Source organism: Agrobacterium sp. SORGH_AS 787 (assembly GCF_030819035.1).
Lineage (GTDB): Bacteria > Pseudomonadota > Alphaproteobacteria > Rhizobiales > Rhizobiaceae > Agrobacterium > Agrobacterium larrymoorei_B.
Map to the genome: position 1 here is coordinate 1136468 of NZ_JAUTBG010000002.1, position 19251 is coordinate 1155718.

17 protein-coding genes and 1 pseudogene are annotated in these 19251 nt (G+C 57.4%); 10 read left to right on the top strand and 8 right to left on the bottom strand.

All coding sequences use genetic code 11. The features are described 5' to 3' along the window. Positions 1–148 precede the first annotated feature (148 nt). Positions 149–565, top strand: coding sequence for a 30S ribosome-binding factor RbfA (gene rbfA / locus QE435_RS14755; protein ID WP_306930548.1), 417 nt, complete (start codon positions 149–151; stop codon positions 563–565). Positions 566–568: 3 nt separating this feature from the next. Continuing rightward, positions 569–1501 (top strand): tRNA pseudouridine(55) synthase TruB, encoded by a 933-nt coding sequence (gene truB, locus QE435_RS14760; RefSeq protein ID WP_309772191.1) that lies wholly within the window; start codon positions 569–571, stop codon positions 1499–1501. A 223-nt stretch (positions 1502–1724) separates the two neighbouring features. Here the strand turns inward: truB (QE435_RS14760) and QE435_RS14765 are convergent, their stop codons facing one another. The 3 genes from QE435_RS14765 to QE435_RS14775 form a co-directional block, all read right to left on the bottom strand. Beyond that, positions 1725–2903 carry a hypothetical protein gene (locus QE435_RS14765; protein ID WP_349041828.1) on the bottom strand — a complete coding sequence of 393 codons (1179 nt, stop codon included), beginning with the start codon at positions 2901–2903 and terminating at the stop codon, positions 1725–1727. Between the two features lie 85 nt (positions 2904–2988). Next, the gene (locus QE435_RS14770; protein ID WP_349041829.1) at positions 2989–4092 is read right to left on the bottom strand and encodes a hypothetical protein; all 1104 of its coding nucleotides are present in this window, start codon (positions 4090–4092) and stop codon (positions 2989–2991) included. Next, on the bottom strand, positions 4089–5783 hold the full coding sequence (locus tag QE435_RS14775; RefSeq protein WP_349041830.1) for an Hsp70 family protein: 1695 nt from the start codon (positions 5781–5783) through the stop codon (positions 4089–4091). Before QE435_RS14775 ends, QE435_RS14770 begins: the two co-directional genes overlap by 4 nt. Positions 5784–5993: 210 nt before the next feature. On the opposite strand from QE435_RS14775, the pseudogene truB (QE435_RS14780) reads away from it, so the two are divergent. The 5 genes and pseudogenes from truB (QE435_RS14780) to QE435_RS14800 form a co-directional block, all read left to right on the top strand. Next, a pseudogene (gene truB / locus QE435_RS14780) lies at positions 5994–6176 on the top strand (tRNA pseudouridine(55) synthase TruB); the annotation flags it as partial. Positions 6177–6549: 373 nt separating this feature from the next. After that, entirely contained in the window at positions 6550–7380 is an 831-nt protein-coding gene (locus QE435_RS14785) for a LysR substrate-binding domain-containing protein (protein WP_349041831.1), read from the top strand. A gap of 197 nt (positions 7381–7577) precedes the next feature. Next, positions 7578–7847: a 30S ribosomal protein S15 gene (rpsO, locus tag QE435_RS14790; RefSeq protein ID WP_062427177.1), complete on the top strand. Its 270-nt coding sequence runs from the start codon at positions 7578–7580 to the stop codon at positions 7845–7847. Positions 7848–8093: 246 nt separating this feature from the next. Further along, on the top strand, positions 8094–10238 hold the full coding sequence (gene pnp, locus QE435_RS14795) for a polyribonucleotide nucleotidyltransferase (RefSeq protein ID WP_309772193.1): 2145 nt from the start codon (positions 8094–8096) through the stop codon (positions 10236–10238). Positions 10239–10411: 173 nt separating this feature from the next. Further along, on the top strand, positions 10412–11431 hold the full coding sequence (locus QE435_RS14800; protein ID WP_349041832.1) for a class I SAM-dependent methyltransferase: 1020 nt from the start codon (positions 10412–10414) through the stop codon (positions 11429–11431). Between the two features lie 35 nt (positions 11432–11466). Here the strand turns inward: QE435_RS14800 and QE435_RS14805 are convergent, their stop codons facing one another. Continuing rightward, positions 11467–12411 carry an AEC family transporter gene (locus QE435_RS14805; RefSeq protein WP_349041833.1) on the bottom strand — a complete coding sequence of 315 codons (945 nt, stop codon included), beginning with the start codon at positions 12409–12411 and terminating at the stop codon, positions 11467–11469. Between the two features lie 340 nt (positions 12412–12751). Between QE435_RS14805 and QE435_RS14810 the strand changes: the two genes are divergently transcribed. Continuing rightward, on the top strand, positions 12752–13744 hold the full coding sequence (locus QE435_RS14810; protein WP_349041834.1) for an adenosine kinase: 993 nt from the start codon (positions 12752–12754) through the stop codon (positions 13742–13744). Between the two features lie 60 nt (positions 13745–13804). Here the strand turns inward: QE435_RS14810 and QE435_RS14815 are convergent, their stop codons facing one another. Then, positions 13805–14338, bottom strand: coding sequence for an SH3 domain-containing protein (locus QE435_RS14815; protein ID WP_349041835.1), 534 nt, complete (start codon positions 14336–14338; stop codon positions 13805–13807). A gap of 180 nt (positions 14339–14518) precedes the next feature. Between QE435_RS14815 and QE435_RS14820 the strand changes: the two genes are divergently transcribed. Further along, entirely contained in the window at positions 14519–15523 is a 1005-nt protein-coding gene (locus QE435_RS14820) for a D-glycerate dehydrogenase (protein WP_349041836.1), read from the top strand. Here QE435_RS14820 and QE435_RS14825 read toward each other — a convergent pair. The 3 genes from QE435_RS14825 to recF are packed head-to-tail and all read right to left on the bottom strand — an operon-like array spanning position 15520 to position 17913. Continuing rightward, positions 15520–15996 (bottom strand): GNAT family N-acetyltransferase, encoded by a 477-nt coding sequence (locus QE435_RS14825; protein ID WP_349041837.1) that lies wholly within the window; start codon positions 15994–15996, stop codon positions 15520–15522. The two genes, QE435_RS14820 and QE435_RS14825, sit on opposite strands and share 4 nt — an antisense overlap. After that, complete coding sequence (locus QE435_RS14830) at positions 15993–16751, bottom strand: molybdopterin-synthase adenylyltransferase MoeB (RefSeq protein WP_349041838.1); 759 nt, start codon at positions 16749–16751, stop codon at positions 15993–15995. Before QE435_RS14830 ends, QE435_RS14825 begins: the two co-directional genes overlap by 4 nt. Positions 16752–16788: 37 nt before the next feature. Beyond that, entirely contained in the window at positions 16789–17913 is a 1125-nt protein-coding gene (recF, locus tag QE435_RS14835; protein WP_349041839.1) for a DNA replication/repair protein RecF, read from the bottom strand. 201 nt (positions 17914–18114) lie between these two features. On the opposite strand from recF, the gene QE435_RS14840 reads away from it, so the two are divergent. Next, on the top strand, positions 18115–19224 hold the full coding sequence (locus QE435_RS14840) for an alpha/beta hydrolase (RefSeq protein ID WP_349041840.1): 1110 nt from the start codon (positions 18115–18117) through the stop codon (positions 19222–19224). Positions 19225–19251: the final 27 nt, after the last annotated feature.

A 19251-nucleotide genomic window follows, 5' to 3' on the forward strand; every position in this document is an offset into this window, starting at 1 on the left:
AGCGCTGGCTAACCGGCGCTCGCTGAATTTTAAGATACTCCGACAAGAGGGTCGCAAGCGGCCTTCAGCCGAGAGTGCTGGAACCGACGTTGGATAGCTGCGAAGCGATCCGACTGTCTTCCTCCATTTTGCTGAGGCAAGAATAACAATGGCAAAAGCAACTTCATCAGCCCCTTCACAACGGATGCTGCGCGTCGGCGAGCAGGTTCGCGCGGCTTTGACGCAAATTCTCCAGCGCGGCGAAGTGCGTGACGATCTTCTGGAAAAGACCGTGATTTCCATTTCGGAAGTGCGCATGTCTCCCGATCTCAAGATCGCCACCGCCTACGTCACGCCGCTTGGCGTTGCCGACCATACCGACAGCATTGATGCCTTGAACCGGCATGCGAAATTTATCCGCGGCCGGCTGGGCCCCCAGCTGCGCCAGATGAAATACGTTCCGGAAGTCCGCTTCCGCGACGATACCAGCTTCGACAATTATCAGAAGATCGACGCCCTGCTGCGCTCTCCGGAAGTGCAGCGCGATCTTGGATCTTCCAACGAAAAAGACGACGAACAGAACTGAAGAATGTCCAAACCACGCAAACCCAAGGGCCGCCCGGTTTCCGGCTGGCTCATCCTCGACAAGCCGTTCGATTTCGGCTCCACCGAGGCCGTCTCCAAGATCAAATGGCTTTTCAACGCGCAGAAGGCTGGCCACGCCGGTACGCTCGATCCCCTCGCCTCGGGCATGCTGCCGATCGCGCTGGGTGACGCCACAAAAACCGTCCCCTACGTCATGGATGGCCGCAAGATCTATGAGTTCACCGTCAGCTGGGGTGAAGAACGCACCACCGACGATATGGAGGGCGAGGTTCTCAACGCTTCGGACAATCGTCCGAGCGAGCAGGCTATCCGCGATCTGCTGCCGAAATACACCGGCACGATCCTCCAGACGCCACCGCAGTTCTCTGCCATCAAGATCGCCGGTGAGCGTGCCTATGATCTGGCACGCGAAGGCGAAGTCGTGGAAATCCCGGCCCGCGAGGTCGAGGTTCATCGCCTGACGCTTTTGGCCTGTCCGGATGAGAACACCGCGCATTTCGAAGTGGAATGCGGCAAAGGCACCTATGTCCGTGCGCTGGCGCGCGACATGGGCCGTGATCTCGGATGCTACGGCTTCATCTCCGAGCTCCGCCGCGCCATGGTCGCACCTTTCGCGGAAGACGCGATGGTGCCGCTGGAGAAGCTCACAGAGCTGGAAACCATCGAAGACCGCGACGAGCGCCTTGCTGCCCTCGATGCCTATCTTATCGACACGTCCGAAGCGCTCTCCTCGCTGCCGCACCTCATCATCAATGATGACCAGGCGCACCGCCTGAAGATGGGCAATCCGATCCTGCTGCGTGGACGCGATGCGCCGACGCAGGAATCGGAAGCCTATGCGACGGCGCGCGGCAAACTGGTTGCGATCGGCGAGATCGGCCAGGGCGAATTCCGACCGAAGCGCGTCTTCGGCTGACAACGCCAGCGCCTCATTAGAGCAGTTCCGGTGAACACGGGTTCACCTTCACCCCTCTAACTCTTTGTTCTTCCGCATTTCCGGACGCAAAACCGATTACACTTTTGCTGGAAATGCTCTAGATACATATCACCTGCGCGCTGGCGACCATCTTCGTCGCCAGCCTTCCAATGTCGTCAGAAGTGTGCCCGACGAAACCGCCCCCCCTTTTGCGCAATACGCTTTAAAAGCGGCCCTCAATGATCTGCCTCGCCAGAATTTTTACATCCTCATTCTCAGTCGTAAAATAGTAACCTTTCGTTCGATCGAACTCCGCGTTTTCAGTTACCGCCTTTACTAGGTTAATAGCGCCGCTGATCCAGAAATCCGCCGTGCCTGGATGAAACCGACTTGGAATGTCGGCCAAGGAGGCGTTCAAAACGTCAAGTACGAACGCTGGACTTCCCTTCGATAAGAGGGACGAGGCTGTTTCGAAATATACTTTGCGGGCCGTCGACACATCGATATTCTGGATATGCGCGATTTCAGAAGGCAGGGTTTCTCCACGCACGCCTTGGAATATGCCATGATGACCAATGTCAGGAATATGGCCCTTCAAAAGAGCCCTCAAGAGCCTATCCGACGGGAGGTTTGTGTCGGGGATAGTGATTTGGCTGAGACCAGCATCCGGGATAGGCTTGAACTCTTTCAGGGAGATTTTCGCAATCAGGTCCGAACTTTTCGCACTCAGCAAAAATCGGAGCTGTGTAAGAATCTGTGTATCGGAGATGTTGGAAGTGCGCGTTCCCACCATGGAAATGAAGCGCTGAAGAGCCTTGCTGTGAAAAAGCTCAACCTCGGAGGGAGACAACTCGTAAGGCTGACGCGGAGGAACAATTTTCCACAATGTTCGCTGCCAGTGTGCTGACTCCTCATCGTATGGTGGATGCATGACGCCGGTAAAGAGTAACAAGGTTTCTTCGATGGAAACTCTTAAGGCGGGGTCTCCGGCCTGGTATAAGAAATAGAGTGCGTTTAGTTTCTTATCGCGATTTTCGCGAACTCCGAGTAGACGTTCATCGAATTGTTGCTGGCCGGTGAGAGAGGCCTCAAGGCGTCTACGTGCTCCCATCACTTGCGGCAACCAGAGCTTGTTTGGCAATTCTCCTGCGTTGACACCGCCACCCAGTACTCTGAGTGGAAAACCGTCTGCTTCTCCCGAGCGAATTTGGGAGAACACGTCAAAGAAGTGAGAATAGTAAAAGTCAGGGCTCTTCGTCGACCTGTCCAATGCAAAAAGCACTGTATCGACGACGATCTGCTCCGCAGGCTTCGCGTATAAGGGACCTTCTCGCCAAATAGCGACGTAAGATACAACTACATTGATCAATATTATAACAACGATGAACAATTCCACCGGCATCGATGCACGGGATGAAAGATCGCTCTTCCAAGAAACATTCGAATTTTGATAGGAGAACCTGAGTAACGGATCCCATATCCGGTATTTATCGGCTGATATCGTTCTTTTTGCGAAACGGAGAATGTAAAATTTTTTTGAATTGCGTTGCGAAATATATCCGGACCGCGATTAACGGGCACAAAAACGCTGTCATCACATAAAGGACAGTACTCGTCTTAGCCATGAAGCTTAAAATGAACGCGGCGAGCGTCAATAGGATCATAAGAAGACCCAGCGGGCGATGGAAAGAGCGAGCGACGGCGTAGGACGGCAGAAAAAATTGTGTGAGTTTGAAGGACATCGGCCATCGGCCGAGTTCAAGTGCGTGACGATAATACCGCGACAGATTGAATCCATCGACTTCGTTAGGCTCTTCATGGGCAGGAAAAATCGGGATATTTCCCCGAAAGTAGGCGGTTTTGCCTTCAGCTAGACGATCGAGGATATTGCGTCCTGCGCGAGCTACATCCACCCACCCCAAATAGTTATAGGCCGAACCACGACTGCAGTAATTGAAAAGAAAAGGCCCTCTCTCGGAGAACCGCGCGTGTTCTTCGATCACGTTGGCGACGGCTGCAATCCCCTTTCCCTCCCCATAATCGGCCAAGCTCGTTAAGTATTTGCGGTCATATGGTGGGAACAGGCAATCGATCTTGGTTGCGACAACCTGAAGGAATGCGTCATGGCTCCCCAGATCCAATTCATTTGCAGCCTGATCGAAAAGCTTTGTCCATGGATCGGCCACCCAGAGGCGACTTGCAGGCGCTTCCGTCACCACTGGTCGGAGGGTGGTGACGAGCAGGTCCAATGAGGTGATGAGTCGGTTTAACTGGTCTGGTTCGTCAGGTGCCGCAGAAGCATAGCGATCAGGCGTCAAGTCGTACTGATCTTTGGCCGAAATGCTTGACCGAAGTTGCTCCTCAACCTCATATCTGAAGTCTCGGTCATCGTCACCGAGTTCACGCCCTTGGCGTTTTGCGCGCCATTCAGTCTCCAGAAGCGCAGCTTTCCGAGCTTCAACCAGAGCTTGGAATCCCACGGGATCCTCATCTGGTCTAAAGTCACGCAATCTTCGCGCATACGCTTTCCGGATGACACTCTCATCCTGTGTCGGGTAAATCCCGAGCAGGGACCAGCAATCCGCCGTCATAGAGGACTATCCCTGCCAGTCTCAAAAGCGTCCAGTTGTTGACTGAAGCGAGCCCGAAGAGGTTGCACATCGCGGACATGCTGGCTGTCCAAGCTTGATAGGAATTCGACGATAAGGGATGAGATTTCTTGTCGGGCCTCCCCAATTGTTTCTGCGTACAATCGTTCTGCCCGTGCGATAAGCGCAATATTCTCTTGCTGATCTCGAGGTGCCGTCTTGATCTTGCTGAGCTCTCGAAAGCGTTGCTCCAGATCAGCTTCAGACAAACCAGATTGATTGTTGAATAGCTTTCGATGAGTCTCACCCGTTGATAGGACGCGCACCTCGACTTCCAGAGCTCCGTTGATATCATAGGTGAACCGGACGCCTACGCTCTGACTGCCGGCTCTACCGGGTGGAACCGGAACGTCGATCGTGCCGATGAGGATATTCTGGGAGGGGCGAAAATTCTCTCCTTGGTAAACCTGTACTTCAATGCGCTTCTGCTGATCCGTTACGGTTGAATAGAATTGCTCCCGACTCTGCGGCACAGTCGCGTTTCGCTCAATGATTGGCGACATGACCAGTTCATTCGACCTATAGGAACGGTCTTCTGCGGCGATTCCTAAAGTGAAGGGACACACATCTGTCATGATGATTTCATCAAGGGCTTTATCGCGCGAATGAAGGGCCGCTTGGATGGCGGCCCCGATGGCGATCGCGTGATCTGGCTTTGGATGAAGTAGCGGAAAGCGGCCAAATAGGCGCGTTGCGAGAGTTTTTAGAAGTGGCATGCGCGATGCGCCACCGACTAAAACGACTTGATCGATCAATGCCGGAGAAATGCCCGCATCGCGAATGACGCGCTCGATTGGCGCGCGGAGGCGGTTAACGAGTGGCTGCCAGGCTTCTTCAAGCTCTTGTCGCGTAACCAGACCATCGAAGCGTATGCCGCCTAGATCAAAGTGGTATTCTCCCTGTGCGCGATCGGTCAGACCGTTTTTTAGAACAGTCGACTCTTTGATGAGGCGCGCATTGTCTTCCGCAGTTAGTGTTTTGGACTCAATGCCGTGCCTCTTGAGGAGGAATGCGGCAAGAGTGTCCCGAAAGTCGTTGCCGCCTAACGAAGAGTCGCCGGAAGAAGCGCAGATCTCCATCACCCCATCAAATCTGTTCAACAGTGACACATCAAATGTGCCTCCACCAAGATCTAACACCAGAAACTGTCCGTCACTTTCAGCATCGAGCCCATGAGCAAGCGCAGCCGCAGTAGGTTCATTGATAAGACGAGTGACGTTCAGCCCGGCCAGACGAGCAGAATTCAATGTTGCTTTTCGCTGCGGATCGCTGAAGTAGGCCGGAACGGAGATGACGACGTCTCTGACACTCTCGTTCAGATGGACCTCGGCATCCTCCTTGAGACTTTTCAACACCATCGCAGAAAGCTCTTCAGCGCGCCATCGCTTTCCTCCGAGTTTCACCTGATGGTCGGTTCCCATCCAGCGTTTAAAGGATGCAACAGTTCTTTCTGGATGGGTGATCAATCGATCCAAGGCTGGTTGCCCTACAATGCTCTCGCCGTCATCAGCAATATGAACCGCGGAAGGTGTCAAATAATGACCGAGTGCGTTCGGGATAAGCTCGGCGTTCGCCCCATTCCAATATGAAATCAAAGAATTGGAGGTTCCAAGATCTATTCCTAAAAGTGACATTCTAATCGCTCAATATTCCTGGATGAAGCCGACTATGCGTTAAGGCTTCTGCGACTGACCGCCAAGATTTTTTCTGCAATTTTGTAGGGTAAGTTCCTTTTTAGTTATTAATTTGTTATAGTTACATAATTTTACACCATTCGATATTGATTGCGCTGGGTAGCTGAGCCGGTATGCACCTATAGCGTGCTGCTATTGTAATAAAAGCCTGCGCTCTACTCACTGCCGCGTCTCGTCATCGATGATGACTAGGTCCAGCGCATGAAAATGGGGCAATCCCATTCTGCTGCGCCGACACAGGAATCGAAAGCCTCTGCGACGGCGCGCGGCAAACTGGTTGCGATCGGCGAGATCGGCCAGGGCGAATTTCGCCCCAAGCGTGTCTTCGGCTGACACGCTGACTGCGCCAGCCTCGTGAGGCGCGCTCAATCATCATGCCGCCGACCGCTTCGGCCGTCGGCATTTTCACGCGGCTGGAGCGTGGCAAGCCGTAGCATATCCCGTAAAATCTCGATGATTTGTCGAAGCATCACGCATCCTTCACGGGTCCGCTTTCGATGACGGTACCCATGTCTGTCGTTTCAATCTCTTGTCTCTGAAGCAGGTCGGTTGCCACCGGGCCAAAGCTGTCGAGATCTATTGAAAAGCGATTGCACCTTGCGTTCAAACGAGATTATCGTGCTCTTCATATGACTTGAGGTTATGCATGAAACGCAGTCGTCTGCCCCTAACGGCGCTCAGAAATTTCGAAGCTGCTGGACGGCTCATGAGCTTTACCAGGGCCGCCGATGAGCTCAGCATTTCGCAGGCTGCGATCAGTCGCCAGGTGCGCGAGCTTGAAGCGTTGCTCGATCAGCCGCTGTTCGAGCGCGGACACCGGTCCATTCGGCTGACCGAAGACGGTGCGCGCCTGCTGAGCGTCGTGACAGCCTCCTTCGATGCCATGTCCGATTGCCTTGCGGATATTCAGGAGAGAGAAACCGGCGATGTGGTCAGCATCAATGCCGAACCCTCCTTTGCCGCCTGCTTTCTCACCCTGCATCTTTCGGATTTTCAGCGCGGCCATCCCGAGATCGATCTACGGGTGGAGTCGGAGTCCGGACTGGTGGAGTTTCGCCATAACGAGTCTGTCGTCGCCATTCGCCACAGCCTGACGAGGAGCGACTGGCCGAGGTCGGAAAGCCGCCACCTGATGGATGTGCATATGGCGCCCTATCTATCGCCGGAATTGCTGGAGGGTAAAGCAAGACTGGAACAGCCCGCCGACTTGCTGAACTTTCCTCTCCTCTATGAGGATAGCCGGGATATGTGGCGAAGCTGGTTCGAAATGGCCGGTGTTTTCTCTGCCTCTTATCCGCGTGGTCCGATCTACACCGACGAGGGCATGACGCTTCAGGCGGCACTCCGCGGGCAAGGCGTGGCTCTGTTGGAAGAGCGCTTTGCAAAGGAATATCTGTCCTCCGGTCGCTTGATCCGCCCCTTCCGGCAGACACTGCCCTTTGGCGCCTTCTTCATCGTCGCGCGCCGTTTCGAAGGCTTGCCACCGGCAACGCAACGCTTTCTCGACTGGCTTTCTGCAAGTTTCCGTCAAGAGTGATAGCGATACACGAGTTGGCGGGCCGTCCTTCCTTTAGCCCACCTTGGGGCGTGACTGTCCATCGCCTCTTTCCTTTAGCCGCCAATTGGTTTATAGGCAGCGCCAGCTAGGCATTGCCTTTGCTATTGAATGGCCATCGCTGGACGACATCCCGGCCTTTGGCGACCCGTTTTCCTTAAAATAGAAAGGATCTTACGATGTCGATCACTGCAGAGCGCAAAGCCGCCCTCATCAAGGAATATGCAACGAAGGAAGGCGACACCGGTTCGCCTGAAGTTCAGGTCGCAATCCTGACCGAGCGGATCAACAACCTGACCGAACACTTCAAGGGCCACAAGAAGGACAACCACTCTCGTCGTGGTCTTCTCACGCTGGTTTCCAGCCGCCGTTCGCTTCTCGACTATCTGAAGAAGAAGGACGAAGGCCGTTACTCGAAGCTGATCGGTACCTTGGGCATTCGCCGCTAACATCTTGACCGGCGGGTTCCTTTCAAGGCGCCCGCCGGTTTTTTGATCCGGCAGCTGCTGGATCATGAAGACGGACCGGATGGGCCGGAACCGTCTGAACCAACCGAAGACCTGTCATGGGGCAGGATTGCAGGATGCTTGTGCCACCGTCCGTGGCACGCTTGATAAAGCCTCCCGCTGTCTTGCCCGTGATGTGTCGAAGCCGCTGCTTCAATGGTGGAGCCGCGGTGACAAGAAGGACAAGATATGTTCAATCAACATTCCGTGGAAATCGAATGGGCAGGCCGCCCGCTGAAGCTGGAGACGGGCAAGATTGCCCGCCAGGCTGACGGCGCCGTCATCGCAACCTACGGCGAAACCATGGTTCTTGCGACCGTTGTTTCGGCAAAGTCCCCGAAGCCGGGCCAGGACTTCTTCCCGCTGACGGTCAACTATCAGGAAAAGACCTACGCAGCTGGCAAGATCCCCGGCGGCTACTTCAAGCGCGAAGGCCGTCCGAGCGAAAACGAAACCCTCGTTTCCCGCCTGATCGACCGTCCGATCCGCCCGCTTTTCCCTGAAGGCTACAAGAACGACACCCAGGTCGTCGTCACCGTTATCCAGCACGATCTGGAAAACAACCCGGACATCCTGTCCATGATCGCGACCTCTGCGGCGCTGACGCTTTCTGGCGTTCCCTTCATGGGCCCGGTTGGCGGCGCGCGCGTCGGTTACATCAATGGCGAATATGTTCTGAACCCGCACCTCGATGAGATGGACGAGTCCGTTCTCGACCTCGTCGTCGCCGGCACCCAGGACGCCGTCCTGATGGTCGAGTCGGAAGCCAAGGAACTGAACGAAGACGTCATGCTCGGCGCCGTCATGTTCGGCCACCGTGGCTTCCAGCCGGTTATCGACGCGATCATCAAGCTCGCTGAAGTGGCTGCCAAGGAACCCCGCGAATTCGAGCCGGAAGATTTCTCCGCTCTCGAAACCGAGATGCTTGGGCTTGCCGAAGCTGAACTGCGTGACGCCTATAAGATCACTGAAAAGGCTGCTCGTTACGCTGCCGTCGACGCTGTCAAGGCGAAGGTCAAGGCGCACTTCCTGCCGGAAGACGGTGAAGCCAAGTACACGGCCGAAGAAATCGGCGCGATCTTCAAGCACCTGCAGGCCAAGATCGTTCGTTGGAACATTCTCGACACCAAGAGCCGTATCGACGGTCGCGACCTCTCGACGGTTCGCCCGATCGTGTCAGAAGTCGGCCTTCTGCCGCGCACCCACGGTTCGGCACTCTTCACCCGCGGTGAAACGCAGGCGATCGTCGTTGCCACGCTCGGCACCGGCGAAGATGAGCAGTATGTCGACAGCTTGACCGGCATGTACAAGGAACGCTTCCTGCTGCACTACAACTTTCCGCCCTACTCGGTCGGTGAAACGGGCCGCATGGGTTCCCCGGGCCGTCGCGAAATCGGCCACGGCAAGCTCGCATGGCGCGCTATTCGCCCGATGCTTCCTTCTGCCGAGCAGTTCCCCTACACGCTGCGCGTCGTATCGGAAATCACCGAGTCCAACGGTTCGTCCTCCATGGCAACTGTCTGCGGCACGTCGCTTGCTCTGATGGATGCTGGCGTTCCGCTGGCAAAGCCGGTTGCCGGTATCGCCATGGGCCTGATTCTCGAAGGCGACCGCTTTGCCGTTCTGTCGGACATCCTGGGCGATGAAGATCACCTCGGCGACATGGACTTCAAGGTTGCCGGTACGGCAGATGGCATCACCTCGCTGCAGATGGACATCAAGATCGCCGGTATCACCGAAGAGATCATGAAGGTCGCTCTTGACCAGGCACAGGGTGGCCGCAAGCATATCCTCAACGAGATGGCCAATGCCATCACCGAGAGCCGTGGTCAGCTTGGCGAATTCGCTCCGCGCATCGAAGTCATGAACATTCCGGTCGACAAGATCCGCGAAGTCATCGGCTCCGGCGGTAAGGTCATTCGCGAAATCGTCGAAAAGACCGGCGCGAAGATCAACATCGAAGATGACGGCACCGTCAAGATCGCCTCCTCTTCCGGCAAGGAAATCGAAGCGGCCCGCAAGTGGATTCACTCCATCGTGGCAGAGCCTGAAGTTGGCCAGATCTACGAAGGCACGGTCGTCAAGACCGCCGACTTCGGCGCATTCGTCAACTTCTTCGGCGCACGTGACGGTCTCGTTCACATCTCGCAGCTGGCTTCCGAGCGCGTTGCCAAGACCTCCGACGTCGTCAAGGAAGGCGACAAGGTCTGGGTCAAGCTGATGGGCTTTGACGAGCGTGGCAAGGTTCGCCTGTCCATGAAGATCGTTGACCAGGCAACCGGCAAGGAAATCGTTGCCGAGAAGAAGGCTGAAGGCGACGCTGCTGCCGAGTAAGGCGCAGGCGCTTGTTCCTATCGGGGCGCGGGATCTCTCCCGCGCCTTTTTTCTATTTTCAGAGCGGCTCCTGTTTGAAGAGAACGTGAAGCTGTTCCATTGTTGTTGAACGCATTGTCCCGAGGCAAAGACGCTAGGCGCTTTTCCGGCACATGTTCTTGAGGATGCTCCCGATGAGCCGTGACGCAGTCAAAACCCTGTTCCATCCCTTCGCTGCCGATATGCTGCCAGCGCCGAAAGCCGGCGAGCGTGTGCTGTTTCTGGGCGCGGAAGCGGGTGCGCCTCGCCTGGAAGGCTTCGAGGCCGAGATCGTCGCGGTTCAGAACCTGCGTCCGCTTTATCGCGCGCTGCAAGCGCATGGTTCTGAGGTGACACCGGAGATTTCCGGAGAGGACTATGATGCTGCCATGATCCTGTGTGGCAAGCACCGCGGCGAAAACGAAAACCGCATGGCGGAAGCCTTGAAGCGCGTCAAGGCGGGCGGTCTGATCCTGGCGGCAGGCGCCAAGGAGGACGGCATCGTCACCCTGCGCAAGACGCTTGCCAAGCTTGGTATCGAAGCGGAATCCACCCCGAAATATCACGGCGTCGCCATCTGGTTTGCAAGGCCGGACGATGTTTCGGCTGTGGTCGCAAAGCTCGAGCAAAAGCCCGTCACCATCGACAACCGTTTCACGGCCATGCCCGGTATGTTCTCCCATGATCGCGTGGATGACGGCTCTGAATTGCTTGTCTCGCGCATGCCGACGGATTTCGATGGCAATGCTGCGGATTTCGGCGCTGGCTGGGGTTATCTCTCGGTCATGCTGGCCGAGAAATCGCCGCGCACAGCCCGTATCGATCTCTTTGAAGCCGATTACAACGCGCTCGAATTCGCCAAGAACAATCTTCTGGAAAACTGCCCGCGACTGACCGCCCGCTTCTTCTGGCAGGACCTTGCAGCCGAGCCGCCAAAGGAAAAATACGACCTGATCATCATGAACCCGCCCTTCCATGCGGGCGGACAGGCAGCCGAACCCGCGCTCGGCCAGGCTATGATCAAGGCGGCAGCCACCGCGCTGCGCAGCGGCGGCAAGCTGCTGATGGTTGCCAATCGCGGCCTTCCCTATGAACCGGTGCTGGCAAGCGAGTTCCGCAAGAGCGAAGAAGTCTGCCGCAACGCCCGCTTCAAGATTCTGAGCGCCCAGAAGTAATCATTCGCAAGGGAGGCTGCGGCTCGTCTGCAGCCTCAGCTCAGTAACCACGCCCACAGCGATACACTCAGAACGCCGAACAGTGTCGATATGCTGATGGTGGAGGCAGCGATGCTGTGTCCGATCCCGAATCGGTTGGCCAGCAGCCAGGAATTGATGCCGGTTGGCACGCATGACGTCAGCACCAGCGCGGATGTCCAGGCGGGGTTGAGGCCGAGCAGATGCGCCGTCGCCCAGACGCAGGCCGGTAGGAGCAAGAGCTTGAATGCGGTGACAGTGGCTGCGATGTGCAGGTTTCCGCGCACCGGATATTTGGTCAGCGCCATTCCCAATGAGATCAAGGCTGCCGGTCCCGCCATGGCGGCGACCTGATCGATCACCGTTGTGAAGACGACGGGCATCGGTGCGCCGATCATGTTGAAGCAGAGCCCGAGAATAAGCGCGATCACCAAGGGATTGGTCGCGAGATTGCGGCCCACCTGTCTTAATACAGTCAGGGTGCTTCTTCTTTCGCCGCCCACCACCTTATGTGTGGCATTTTCCATCAGGATCGTTCCGGCAATCATCATGATCGGAAGATGGATGGCGAGCAGAATGGAAATCGCCACGATCCCATCATTGCCGACGGAGCGGCTGACGAGTGGCAGTCCGATAAAGATATTGTTGGCGAAGGCCGATGAGATGCCGGCGATGACGCTGACGCGCAAATCCTGCTTGAAGATGTAGGTCGTCACCATCTGGCCCGCAGCCCAGGTGATCGCGACGCCGGTGAAATAGGTGATCCAGAGCTTGAAGGGCGAAGCGCCGTGGAAATCAGCTTCCGCCAGCGTACGGAAGATCAGCGTCGGCACGGCGATCTTGAAGACGAAGTCGCTCAACACATCGCTCGCATCGGCCTTGAACAGCTTCGTTTTCACCGTCAGCCAACCGATCAGAATGAGCAGAAAGATCGGGGCGACATTGACGGCGACAGCATACATGGAGACGGGCTTTCACGGCGTTCTGCGGAAGAACTACCCTGTATAGGAAAGGCCAATGGTCTCAAACCGTTTTCTATGAGAAGCCGGAGCAAGAGCCATCTGTAGAAACAGAAAAAAGCGGGGATCGTCCCCCGCTTCAGCCTGTCATCCCCGTCAGTACATCCGTGCCGGGAACGACTGACTCATTAGCAGAGCTTCATGACAGGCAAATGACGCGGACAGTTTTGTTGCGGATGGCGCTGGCAGGCGAAGGCGCCTTTTCTCTTTTCTTGTCGGCAGAAATCTTTAAGACCAAGTTCCGGATAACGCACCGGGTCGGTGCGGCTCGGACAAGAGGCTCATGACAAAATTCGACGTACTGACCGTTGGCAACGCCATCGTGGACATTATTTCCCGCTGCGATGACAGCTTCCTTATCGATAACGCCATCACCAAGGGCGCGATGAACCTGATCGATGCGGAACGCGCGGAACTGCTCTATTCGCTGATGGGTCCTGCACTGGAAGCGTCGGGCGGAAGTGCGGGCAATACGGCAGCGGGCGTTGCCAATTTCGGTGCTCCGGCCGCCTATTTCGGCAAGGTGGCCGAAGATCAGCTCGGTGAAATTTTCCAGCACGATATCCGCGCTCAGGGTGTCTATTTCGAGACCAAGCCGCGTGGGACCTTCCCGCCCACCGCCCGCTCCATGATCTTCGTCACCGAAGATGGCGAGCGCTCCATGAACACCTATCTCGGCGCCTGTGTCGAACTCGGCCCGGAAGATGTCGAGCCGGAGATCGTCGCCCAGTCGAAGGTCACCTATTTCGAGGGTTATCTCTGGGATCCGCCGCGCGCCAAGGACGCGATCCGCGACTGCGCCCGCATCGCCCATGAAAATGGCCGCGAAGTCTCGATGACGCTTTCCGACAGCTTCTGCGTCGGCCGCTACCGCGACGAGTTCCTGGATCTCATGCGCTCCGGCACCGTTGATATCGTCTTCGCCAACAAGCAGGAAGCGCTGTCGCTTTATGAAACCGAAGACTTCGATATGGCGCTCACCAGGATCGCTCAGGACTGCAAGATTGCAGCTGTGACGATGAGCGAAGAAGGCGCGGTCATCGTGCGCGGCGCGGAGCGGGTCAAGGTCGATGCCTATCCGGTTTTCGATGTCGTCGACACGACCGGCGCCGGCGATCTCTTCGCCTCCGGCTTCCTCTTCGGCTATACGCAGGGTCGTTCGTTGGAAGATAGTGGCAAGCTCGGCTGCCTCGCGGCCGCGGCCGTCATTCAGCAGATCGGACCGCGTCCCATGTCGTCGCTGAAGGCGTTGGCTGAGAAGCACGGGCTTCTCTGATATCGTTCACAATGATTCCCGTGCGTCCATTAAGGGCGCACGGTTTCTGAAGAGCCTTGCTTACTTGAAGGCTTCACCGGGATAGGCACCCCAGATTTCGCCCTGCGACACCCAGCCGCTGACCTGACCGGCTTCCGCCTTGCACCAGTCTCCATTGCATTCGCCGATCCGGATCTGCACGCCGGGCTCGAGCTTTGCCACGACAGAAGCGCTCGATTGCGGCTCGCGGCGCATGTTGACGAACACGTCCTTGCCCTTGCCGCGCATCCATGGTGCTGCCACCGCAGTTCTTTCACCAGACAGCAGCGCCTGGTTCACCCAGCCCTCGGTGCCGTCGGCATCGCGGATCCGGCGCCAGTTTTCATATTCCTGAATGATCTCCACCGGCATGCCGGATTTCATATACATCCAAGACACGGCGTAGTCGGTGCTGGGACCGATGCGCATATTGACGCGCTTGGATTTCAGGCTGACGAAACGCGGCAGCGGCAGGCCGCTGGCGCCCTTCGCGGCACCCTGAGCCAGAGCCGGCGTCGCGGCGGCGAGAAAGCCGAATGACAATGCAATGCAGAGGAGAGAGACAAAGCTACGCATGTCGTTTGACCGTTTCCGTGAAACAAGAGAATGACGTTTGAGGGGCGTCCCAGTCCTGCCGCCGAAGAAGCAACATGCGAGATTTGTTTGTCTTCGCCGGTGGGTCTGGTAGAAACGCCCTTGGTGAACAAATTATCGCTCTTTCTGGTTAACGACCTCTGAACAAGGTGCCTGCAGACAATGACGAACAAGAAGAGACCGACCGTCTATTTGACCCGAAAATTGCCGGATCTGGTCGAGACCCGCATGCGGGAACTGTTCGAGGCTGAATTGAACATCGAGGACGCACCACGCACTGAAGCCGAGCTTCTGGCAGCCATGCAGCGCGTCGACGTTTTGGTCCCCACTGTGACCGATCGCATCACTGCGTCGATGATTGAGCAGGCCGGTCCTCAACTGAAATTGATCGCAGGATTTTCCAACGGCATCGATCACATCGATGTGGATGCGGCGGCCCGCAGGGGCATCACCGTCACCAATACGCCGAACGTTTTGACTGAAGACAGCGCCGACATGACGATGGCGCTGGTGCTCGCCGTTCCGCGCCGCCTTGTCGAGGGCACGCGCGTGCTCGCCAATGGCTCGGAAGACTGGCGTGGCTGGTCGCCGACATGGATGCTGGGTCGCCGCCTGTCGGGCAAACGCATCGGCATCGTCGGCATGGGCCGCATCGGCACCGCGGTTGCCCGCCGCGCCAAAGCCTTTGGTCTCTCGATCCATTACCACAATCGCAAGCGCGTCAGTCCGGCCACGGAAGCGGAACTCGAGGCGACCTATTGGGACAGCCTCGACCAGATGCTGGCACGCGTCGATATCGTCTCGGTCAACTGCCCGTCGACGCCCGCCACCTATCACCTGATCTCGGCCCGGCGTCTCGCGCTGATGCAGCCGACTAGCTACATCGTCAATACGGCGCGCGGCGATATCATCGATGAGGCGGCGATGATCGAGTGCCTGCGCCAGGGCAAGATTGCCGGTGCGGGCCTCGACGTGTTTGAGAACGAGCCTGCCGTCAATCCAAAGCTCATCAAGCTTGCCAAGGAGGGTAGGGTCGTGCTCTTGCCGCATATGAGCTCGGCCACCATCGAGGGCCGCATCGACATGGGCGACAAGGTGATCATCAACATCCGCGCCTTTTATGACGGCCACAGACCGCCGAACCGGGTGCTGCCGGGCAGGGCTTAACGGGGCAGATGCTTCGTCATTTCGATGGAGGTGACCCGCTCGTAGCCGGCGTGCGAATTCTCGGCCGTCTTGACGAAGCCCCAGGACGAAAACTGCCGGTGATTGTTGATAAGCTCGATCCTGGTCTCCAGCCTCAGGCTTGGCAGCGACAGCCTGTGCGCCGTCTCTTCTGCCTTCCTTAGCAACGCCTTTCCAATCCCACGACCCTGCGCGGCAGGTGAGACGGCAAGCTTGCCGACATAGAGAGAGGCGGCCTCCGGTCGACAGAAAATACACCCGAGCATAGCGCTATCATCGAGCGCGACAAAGGCAATCTCATCCCGGATCTTTTGACGCAGATTATCCGGCGTCAGGCGGTGGGCGGAGGAAGGTGGGTCGATCACGCCATCCATATAGGCGAAGGAGGACATGATGAGCGCCAGTAATTCATCGATGCGGTCGAAAGCGTCGTCGATCTGAACGATTGTAGTCATGCTGCCTGGCGCCTCTTGTAGCGAACGGTTTCGAAGCGGGCGGCGAGCGCATCGTAAAGCAGCAGCCGGCCGACCAGCGGCTCTCCCGTACCGGTGATGATCTTGATCGCCTCCATCGCCATGGTCGTGCCAACGACGCCTGTGAGTGCGCCGATGATTCCCGTTTCGGCGCAGGACGGGATCAAGCCCTCTGGCGGCGGGGCCGGAAAGAGATCGCGGTAGCGCGGCAGCAACGTGCCGTCCGGACCGTTCTCATAGGGCTTGAGAACCGTGACCGAGCCATCGAAGCGGCCGACAGCGCCCGTCACTAGCGGTACCTTCGCCGCCTCTGCAGCATCCGCGGCCGCATAGCGCGTGTCGAAATTGTCCGATCCGTCAATCACCAGATCGAAGCCACCAAGATGATGATGCGCCCAAACGGTCGAGAAGCGCTCCTCGAAGTGCAGGACGCGCACATGCGGGTTGAGCCTGGAGATGCTGCGGCGTGCGCTTTCGGTCTTTTGCTCGCCAATCGTGCCCGTGTCGTGAATGACCTGCCTTTGCAGGTTCGATAGCGAGACGATATCGTCATCGATGATGCCGAGCGTCCCAACGCCGGCGGCGGCCAGATAATACAGCACAGGCGCACCGAGCCCGCCCGCACCGATCACCAGCACCTTGGCCGCCTTCAGCCGCTGCTGCCCCATGCCGCCAATTTCGGGCAGGAGGATATGCCGCTTGTAGCGTTCGATTTCATCGGGGCTAAGAGCATCCATGATCCTGTCTCCGGTACCTCAATCGATCAAAGCCCTATCATGACACGCCGCCATGCGACACGGTGAAAAACTGCGCGCGATCCTGCAATGCTGAAAACATCGAGGCATCCGTTCCGGTCATGAAGCTCTGACCGCCAAGCGCGTGGATGAGATCGAAAAGCGCTGCGCGCCTGCCTTCATCCAGGTGAGCGGCAATTTCGTCCAGCAGAAGAATGGGAGCGTAACCGGTCATATTGGCAGTCAGTTGCGCATGGGCAAGAACGAGACCGACGAGAAGCGCCTTCTGCTCGCCGGTGGAGCAGCGTGCCGCGTCAATATCCTTCTCCGCATGTCGGACGAAAAGATCGGCGCGATGGGGCCCATCAAGCGTACGTCCCGCACTCGCATCGCGATAACGGCTTTCCCGGAGCGCGGCAAAGTACTCATCCTCAAGATCGACCGCCGGTCGATGATACTCATCGTCGAGAAAGCCGGCCAGCGTGAGCGCGGCCTTTGGAAAGCTGGTATCGCCGGAGCGGCTTTCAATCAGTGCGCGCAGCAAACCCAGCATCTCGTGCCGCGCCACCGCCATGGCAATGCCAAGCTCTGCCATCTGCTTCTCAATGCCGTCCAGCCAGACAGGATCGAAGCGACTGTCCGACAGCAGGCGGTTGCGTTGACGCATCGCCTTTTCGAAGTCGCTGGCACGCCGACCATGTGACGGGTCAAGCGAGAGAACGAGGCGATCGAGGAAACGGCGGCGATCCGAGGACGACCCGGTGAACAGCCCGTCCATGGAGGGGGTGAGCCATAGAACCCGCAAGTGATCGGTCAATTCATCGACGGACTTGACGGACGTACCGTTGAGTCTGAGGCGCCGCGATGGGGTCTCGCCCTCGCCATCGATGCCTGTTCCGATCGCAACCTCACCATCCATGCCCGATACGTCGGCGAAGATCGAGAAGCCCGTCTCCTCTGCGCTCACGCGGGTCACATCCGATAGAACGGCGCGGCGCAAACCCCGGCCAGGCGACAGGAATGAGATGGCCTCCAGCAGGTTGGTCTTGCCAGACCCATTGTCGCCCGTCAGCACGACATGGCGCTCATCCAGCCGCAACGACACCTCCGCATAATTGCGGAAATCGGTGAGTTTCAGCCGGGACAGGAAAACCTTGGCCGTCATGCCATATCCAGAATCGTCATGGCTTACGACCTACAGCATCCCGCCCAAAATCGAAACGGACTTTCTCCAAAACCGCGCGGCCGCCAACGCCACATGGAGTGCCATCTTGACCCGGAAATCTTCCGTTTACGTTCGCGTTCATCCAATTGCCAGTCTTAGATTTTGCCGCTATCGATGGTTGCCTAATTTAGCGGATATTTCATGCTCAGAGTCATTTCCCTTCTGCTCACCCTCGTCCTCCTTGGGTCCTGTGCCGGACGGCCAGGAGCCGACGTTCTGCAGGCCGTCAATACGCGGGCGGCATCGGGGAAGAGCATCACTGCCTATGTGGTCAGTACGCGTGAGAAGGAGCCGGGAAAGACGCTGGCCTTTGGGGCGGGGCGTGCCGACGTACCGAATTACGCGCGCTTCGACATCTCCATCCCGCCCGATCACAAGAAGGGCAAGATCGAGTGGCCGTCGGGAAAGCCAAATGCCAAGAAGGACTTCGTCGTCACCGATCGCGATATGCTGTCTCAGGACACGTTCAAGCGCGATCTCGCCGGCATTCTTTCATCCGGAAAGGATGTGGGCCTTTTCGTCCACGGCTATAATTACAGCTACCAGGAGGCCTTGTTCCGCGCAGCGCAAATGGCCGCGGACGCAGATATCAACGGTGTGCCGGTGGTCTTTTCCTGGCCGTCCATGGCGGATGTGACGGGCTATCTGGCCGACAAGGAGGCGGCGACCTACTCCCGAGATGCTCTGGCGGATCTGCTGATCGATCTGGCGCAAAAATCACCCCGCAAGAATGTCATCGTGTTCGGACACAGCATGGGCGCGTGGCTGGTCATGGAAGCCTTGCGAGAGCTCAGGCTGAAGGGCCGCAATGATGTGATCGCCAAGCTCCAGGTCATTCTCGCCGCACCGGACATCGACACCGACGTATTCCGAAAGCAGATCGAAGTGGTTGGCCGTCTCGATCCGCCACTCACCGTACTTGTATCGAAGGATGACCGAGCCTTGATGGCAGCCTCCCTGCTTGCGGGTGAACGAAGCCGGGTCGGAGCCTTGGACGTCACCGATCCCGAGATCAGCGAGGCTGCGAAACGCGAAGGCGTTCAGTTTGTCGATATTTCCGAACTCGATTCATCCGATGGCTTGAACCACGATCGCTACGCCGCCCTTGCCGCCCTGTTGCCGAAGCTCGATGAAAAGCGGCGCGGCGGCAGCAATGATCTGTCCCGTGCAGGCGCATTCGTTCTGGATGCGGTCGGCGCTACGGTTTCCAGCCCGTTCAGATTGGCAAGCAAAGTCGTCAATCCCAACTGAAACTGACGACGCGATGATGAGAAAGTT

Excerpts from the sequence above, each read along its gene's own strand:
- rbfA (WP_306930548.1), top strand. The coding sequence starts at position 149 with ATGGCAAAAGCAACTTCATCAGCCCCTTCACAACGGATGCTGCGCGTC.
- truB (WP_309772191.1), top strand. The coding sequence starts at position 569 with ATGTCCAAACCACGCAAACCCAAGGGCCGCCCGGTTTCCGGCTGGCTC.
- QE435_RS14765 (WP_349041828.1), bottom strand. The coding sequence starts at position 2,903 with ATGCCGGTGGAATTGTTCATCGTTGTTATAATATTGATCAATGTAGTT.
- QE435_RS14770 (WP_349041829.1), bottom strand. The coding sequence starts at position 4,092 with ATGACGGCGGATTGCTGGTCCCTGCTCGGGATTTACCCGACACAGGAT.
- QE435_RS14775 (WP_349041830.1), bottom strand. The coding sequence starts at position 5,783 with ATGTCACTTTTAGGAATAGATCTTGGAACCTCCAATTCTTTGATTTCA.
- QE435_RS14785 (WP_349041831.1), top strand. The coding sequence starts at position 6,550 with ATGAGCTTTACCAGGGCCGCCGATGAGCTCAGCATTTCGCAGGCTGCG.
- rpsO (WP_062427177.1), top strand. The coding sequence starts at position 7,578 with ATGTCGATCACTGCAGAGCGCAAAGCCGCCCTCATCAAGGAATATGCA.
- pnp (WP_309772193.1), top strand. The coding sequence starts at position 8,094 with ATGTTCAATCAACATTCCGTGGAAATCGAATGGGCAGGCCGCCCGCTG.
- QE435_RS14800 (WP_349041832.1), top strand. The coding sequence starts at position 10,412 with ATGAGCCGTGACGCAGTCAAAACCCTGTTCCATCCCTTCGCTGCCGAT.
- QE435_RS14805 (WP_349041833.1), bottom strand. The coding sequence starts at position 12,411 with ATGTATGCTGTCGCCGTCAATGTCGCCCCGATCTTTCTGCTCATTCTG.
- QE435_RS14810 (WP_349041834.1), top strand. The coding sequence starts at position 12,752 with ATGACAAAATTCGACGTACTGACCGTTGGCAACGCCATCGTGGACATT.
- QE435_RS14815 (WP_349041835.1), bottom strand. The coding sequence starts at position 14,338 with ATGCGTAGCTTTGTCTCTCTCCTCTGCATTGCATTGTCATTCGGCTTT.
- QE435_RS14820 (WP_349041836.1), top strand. The coding sequence starts at position 14,519 with ATGACGAACAAGAAGAGACCGACCGTCTATTTGACCCGAAAATTGCCG.
- QE435_RS14825 (WP_349041837.1), bottom strand. The coding sequence starts at position 15,996 with ATGACTACAATCGTTCAGATCGACGACGCTTTCGACCGCATCGATGAA.
- QE435_RS14830 (WP_349041838.1), bottom strand. The coding sequence starts at position 16,751 with ATGGATGCTCTTAGCCCCGATGAAATCGAACGCTACAAGCGGCATATC.
- recF (WP_349041839.1), bottom strand. The coding sequence starts at position 17,913 with ATGACGGCCAAGGTTTTCCTGTCCCGGCTGAAACTCACCGATTTCCGC.
- QE435_RS14840 (WP_349041840.1), top strand. The coding sequence starts at position 18,115 with ATGCTCAGAGTCATTTCCCTTCTGCTCACCCTCGTCCTCCTTGGGTCC.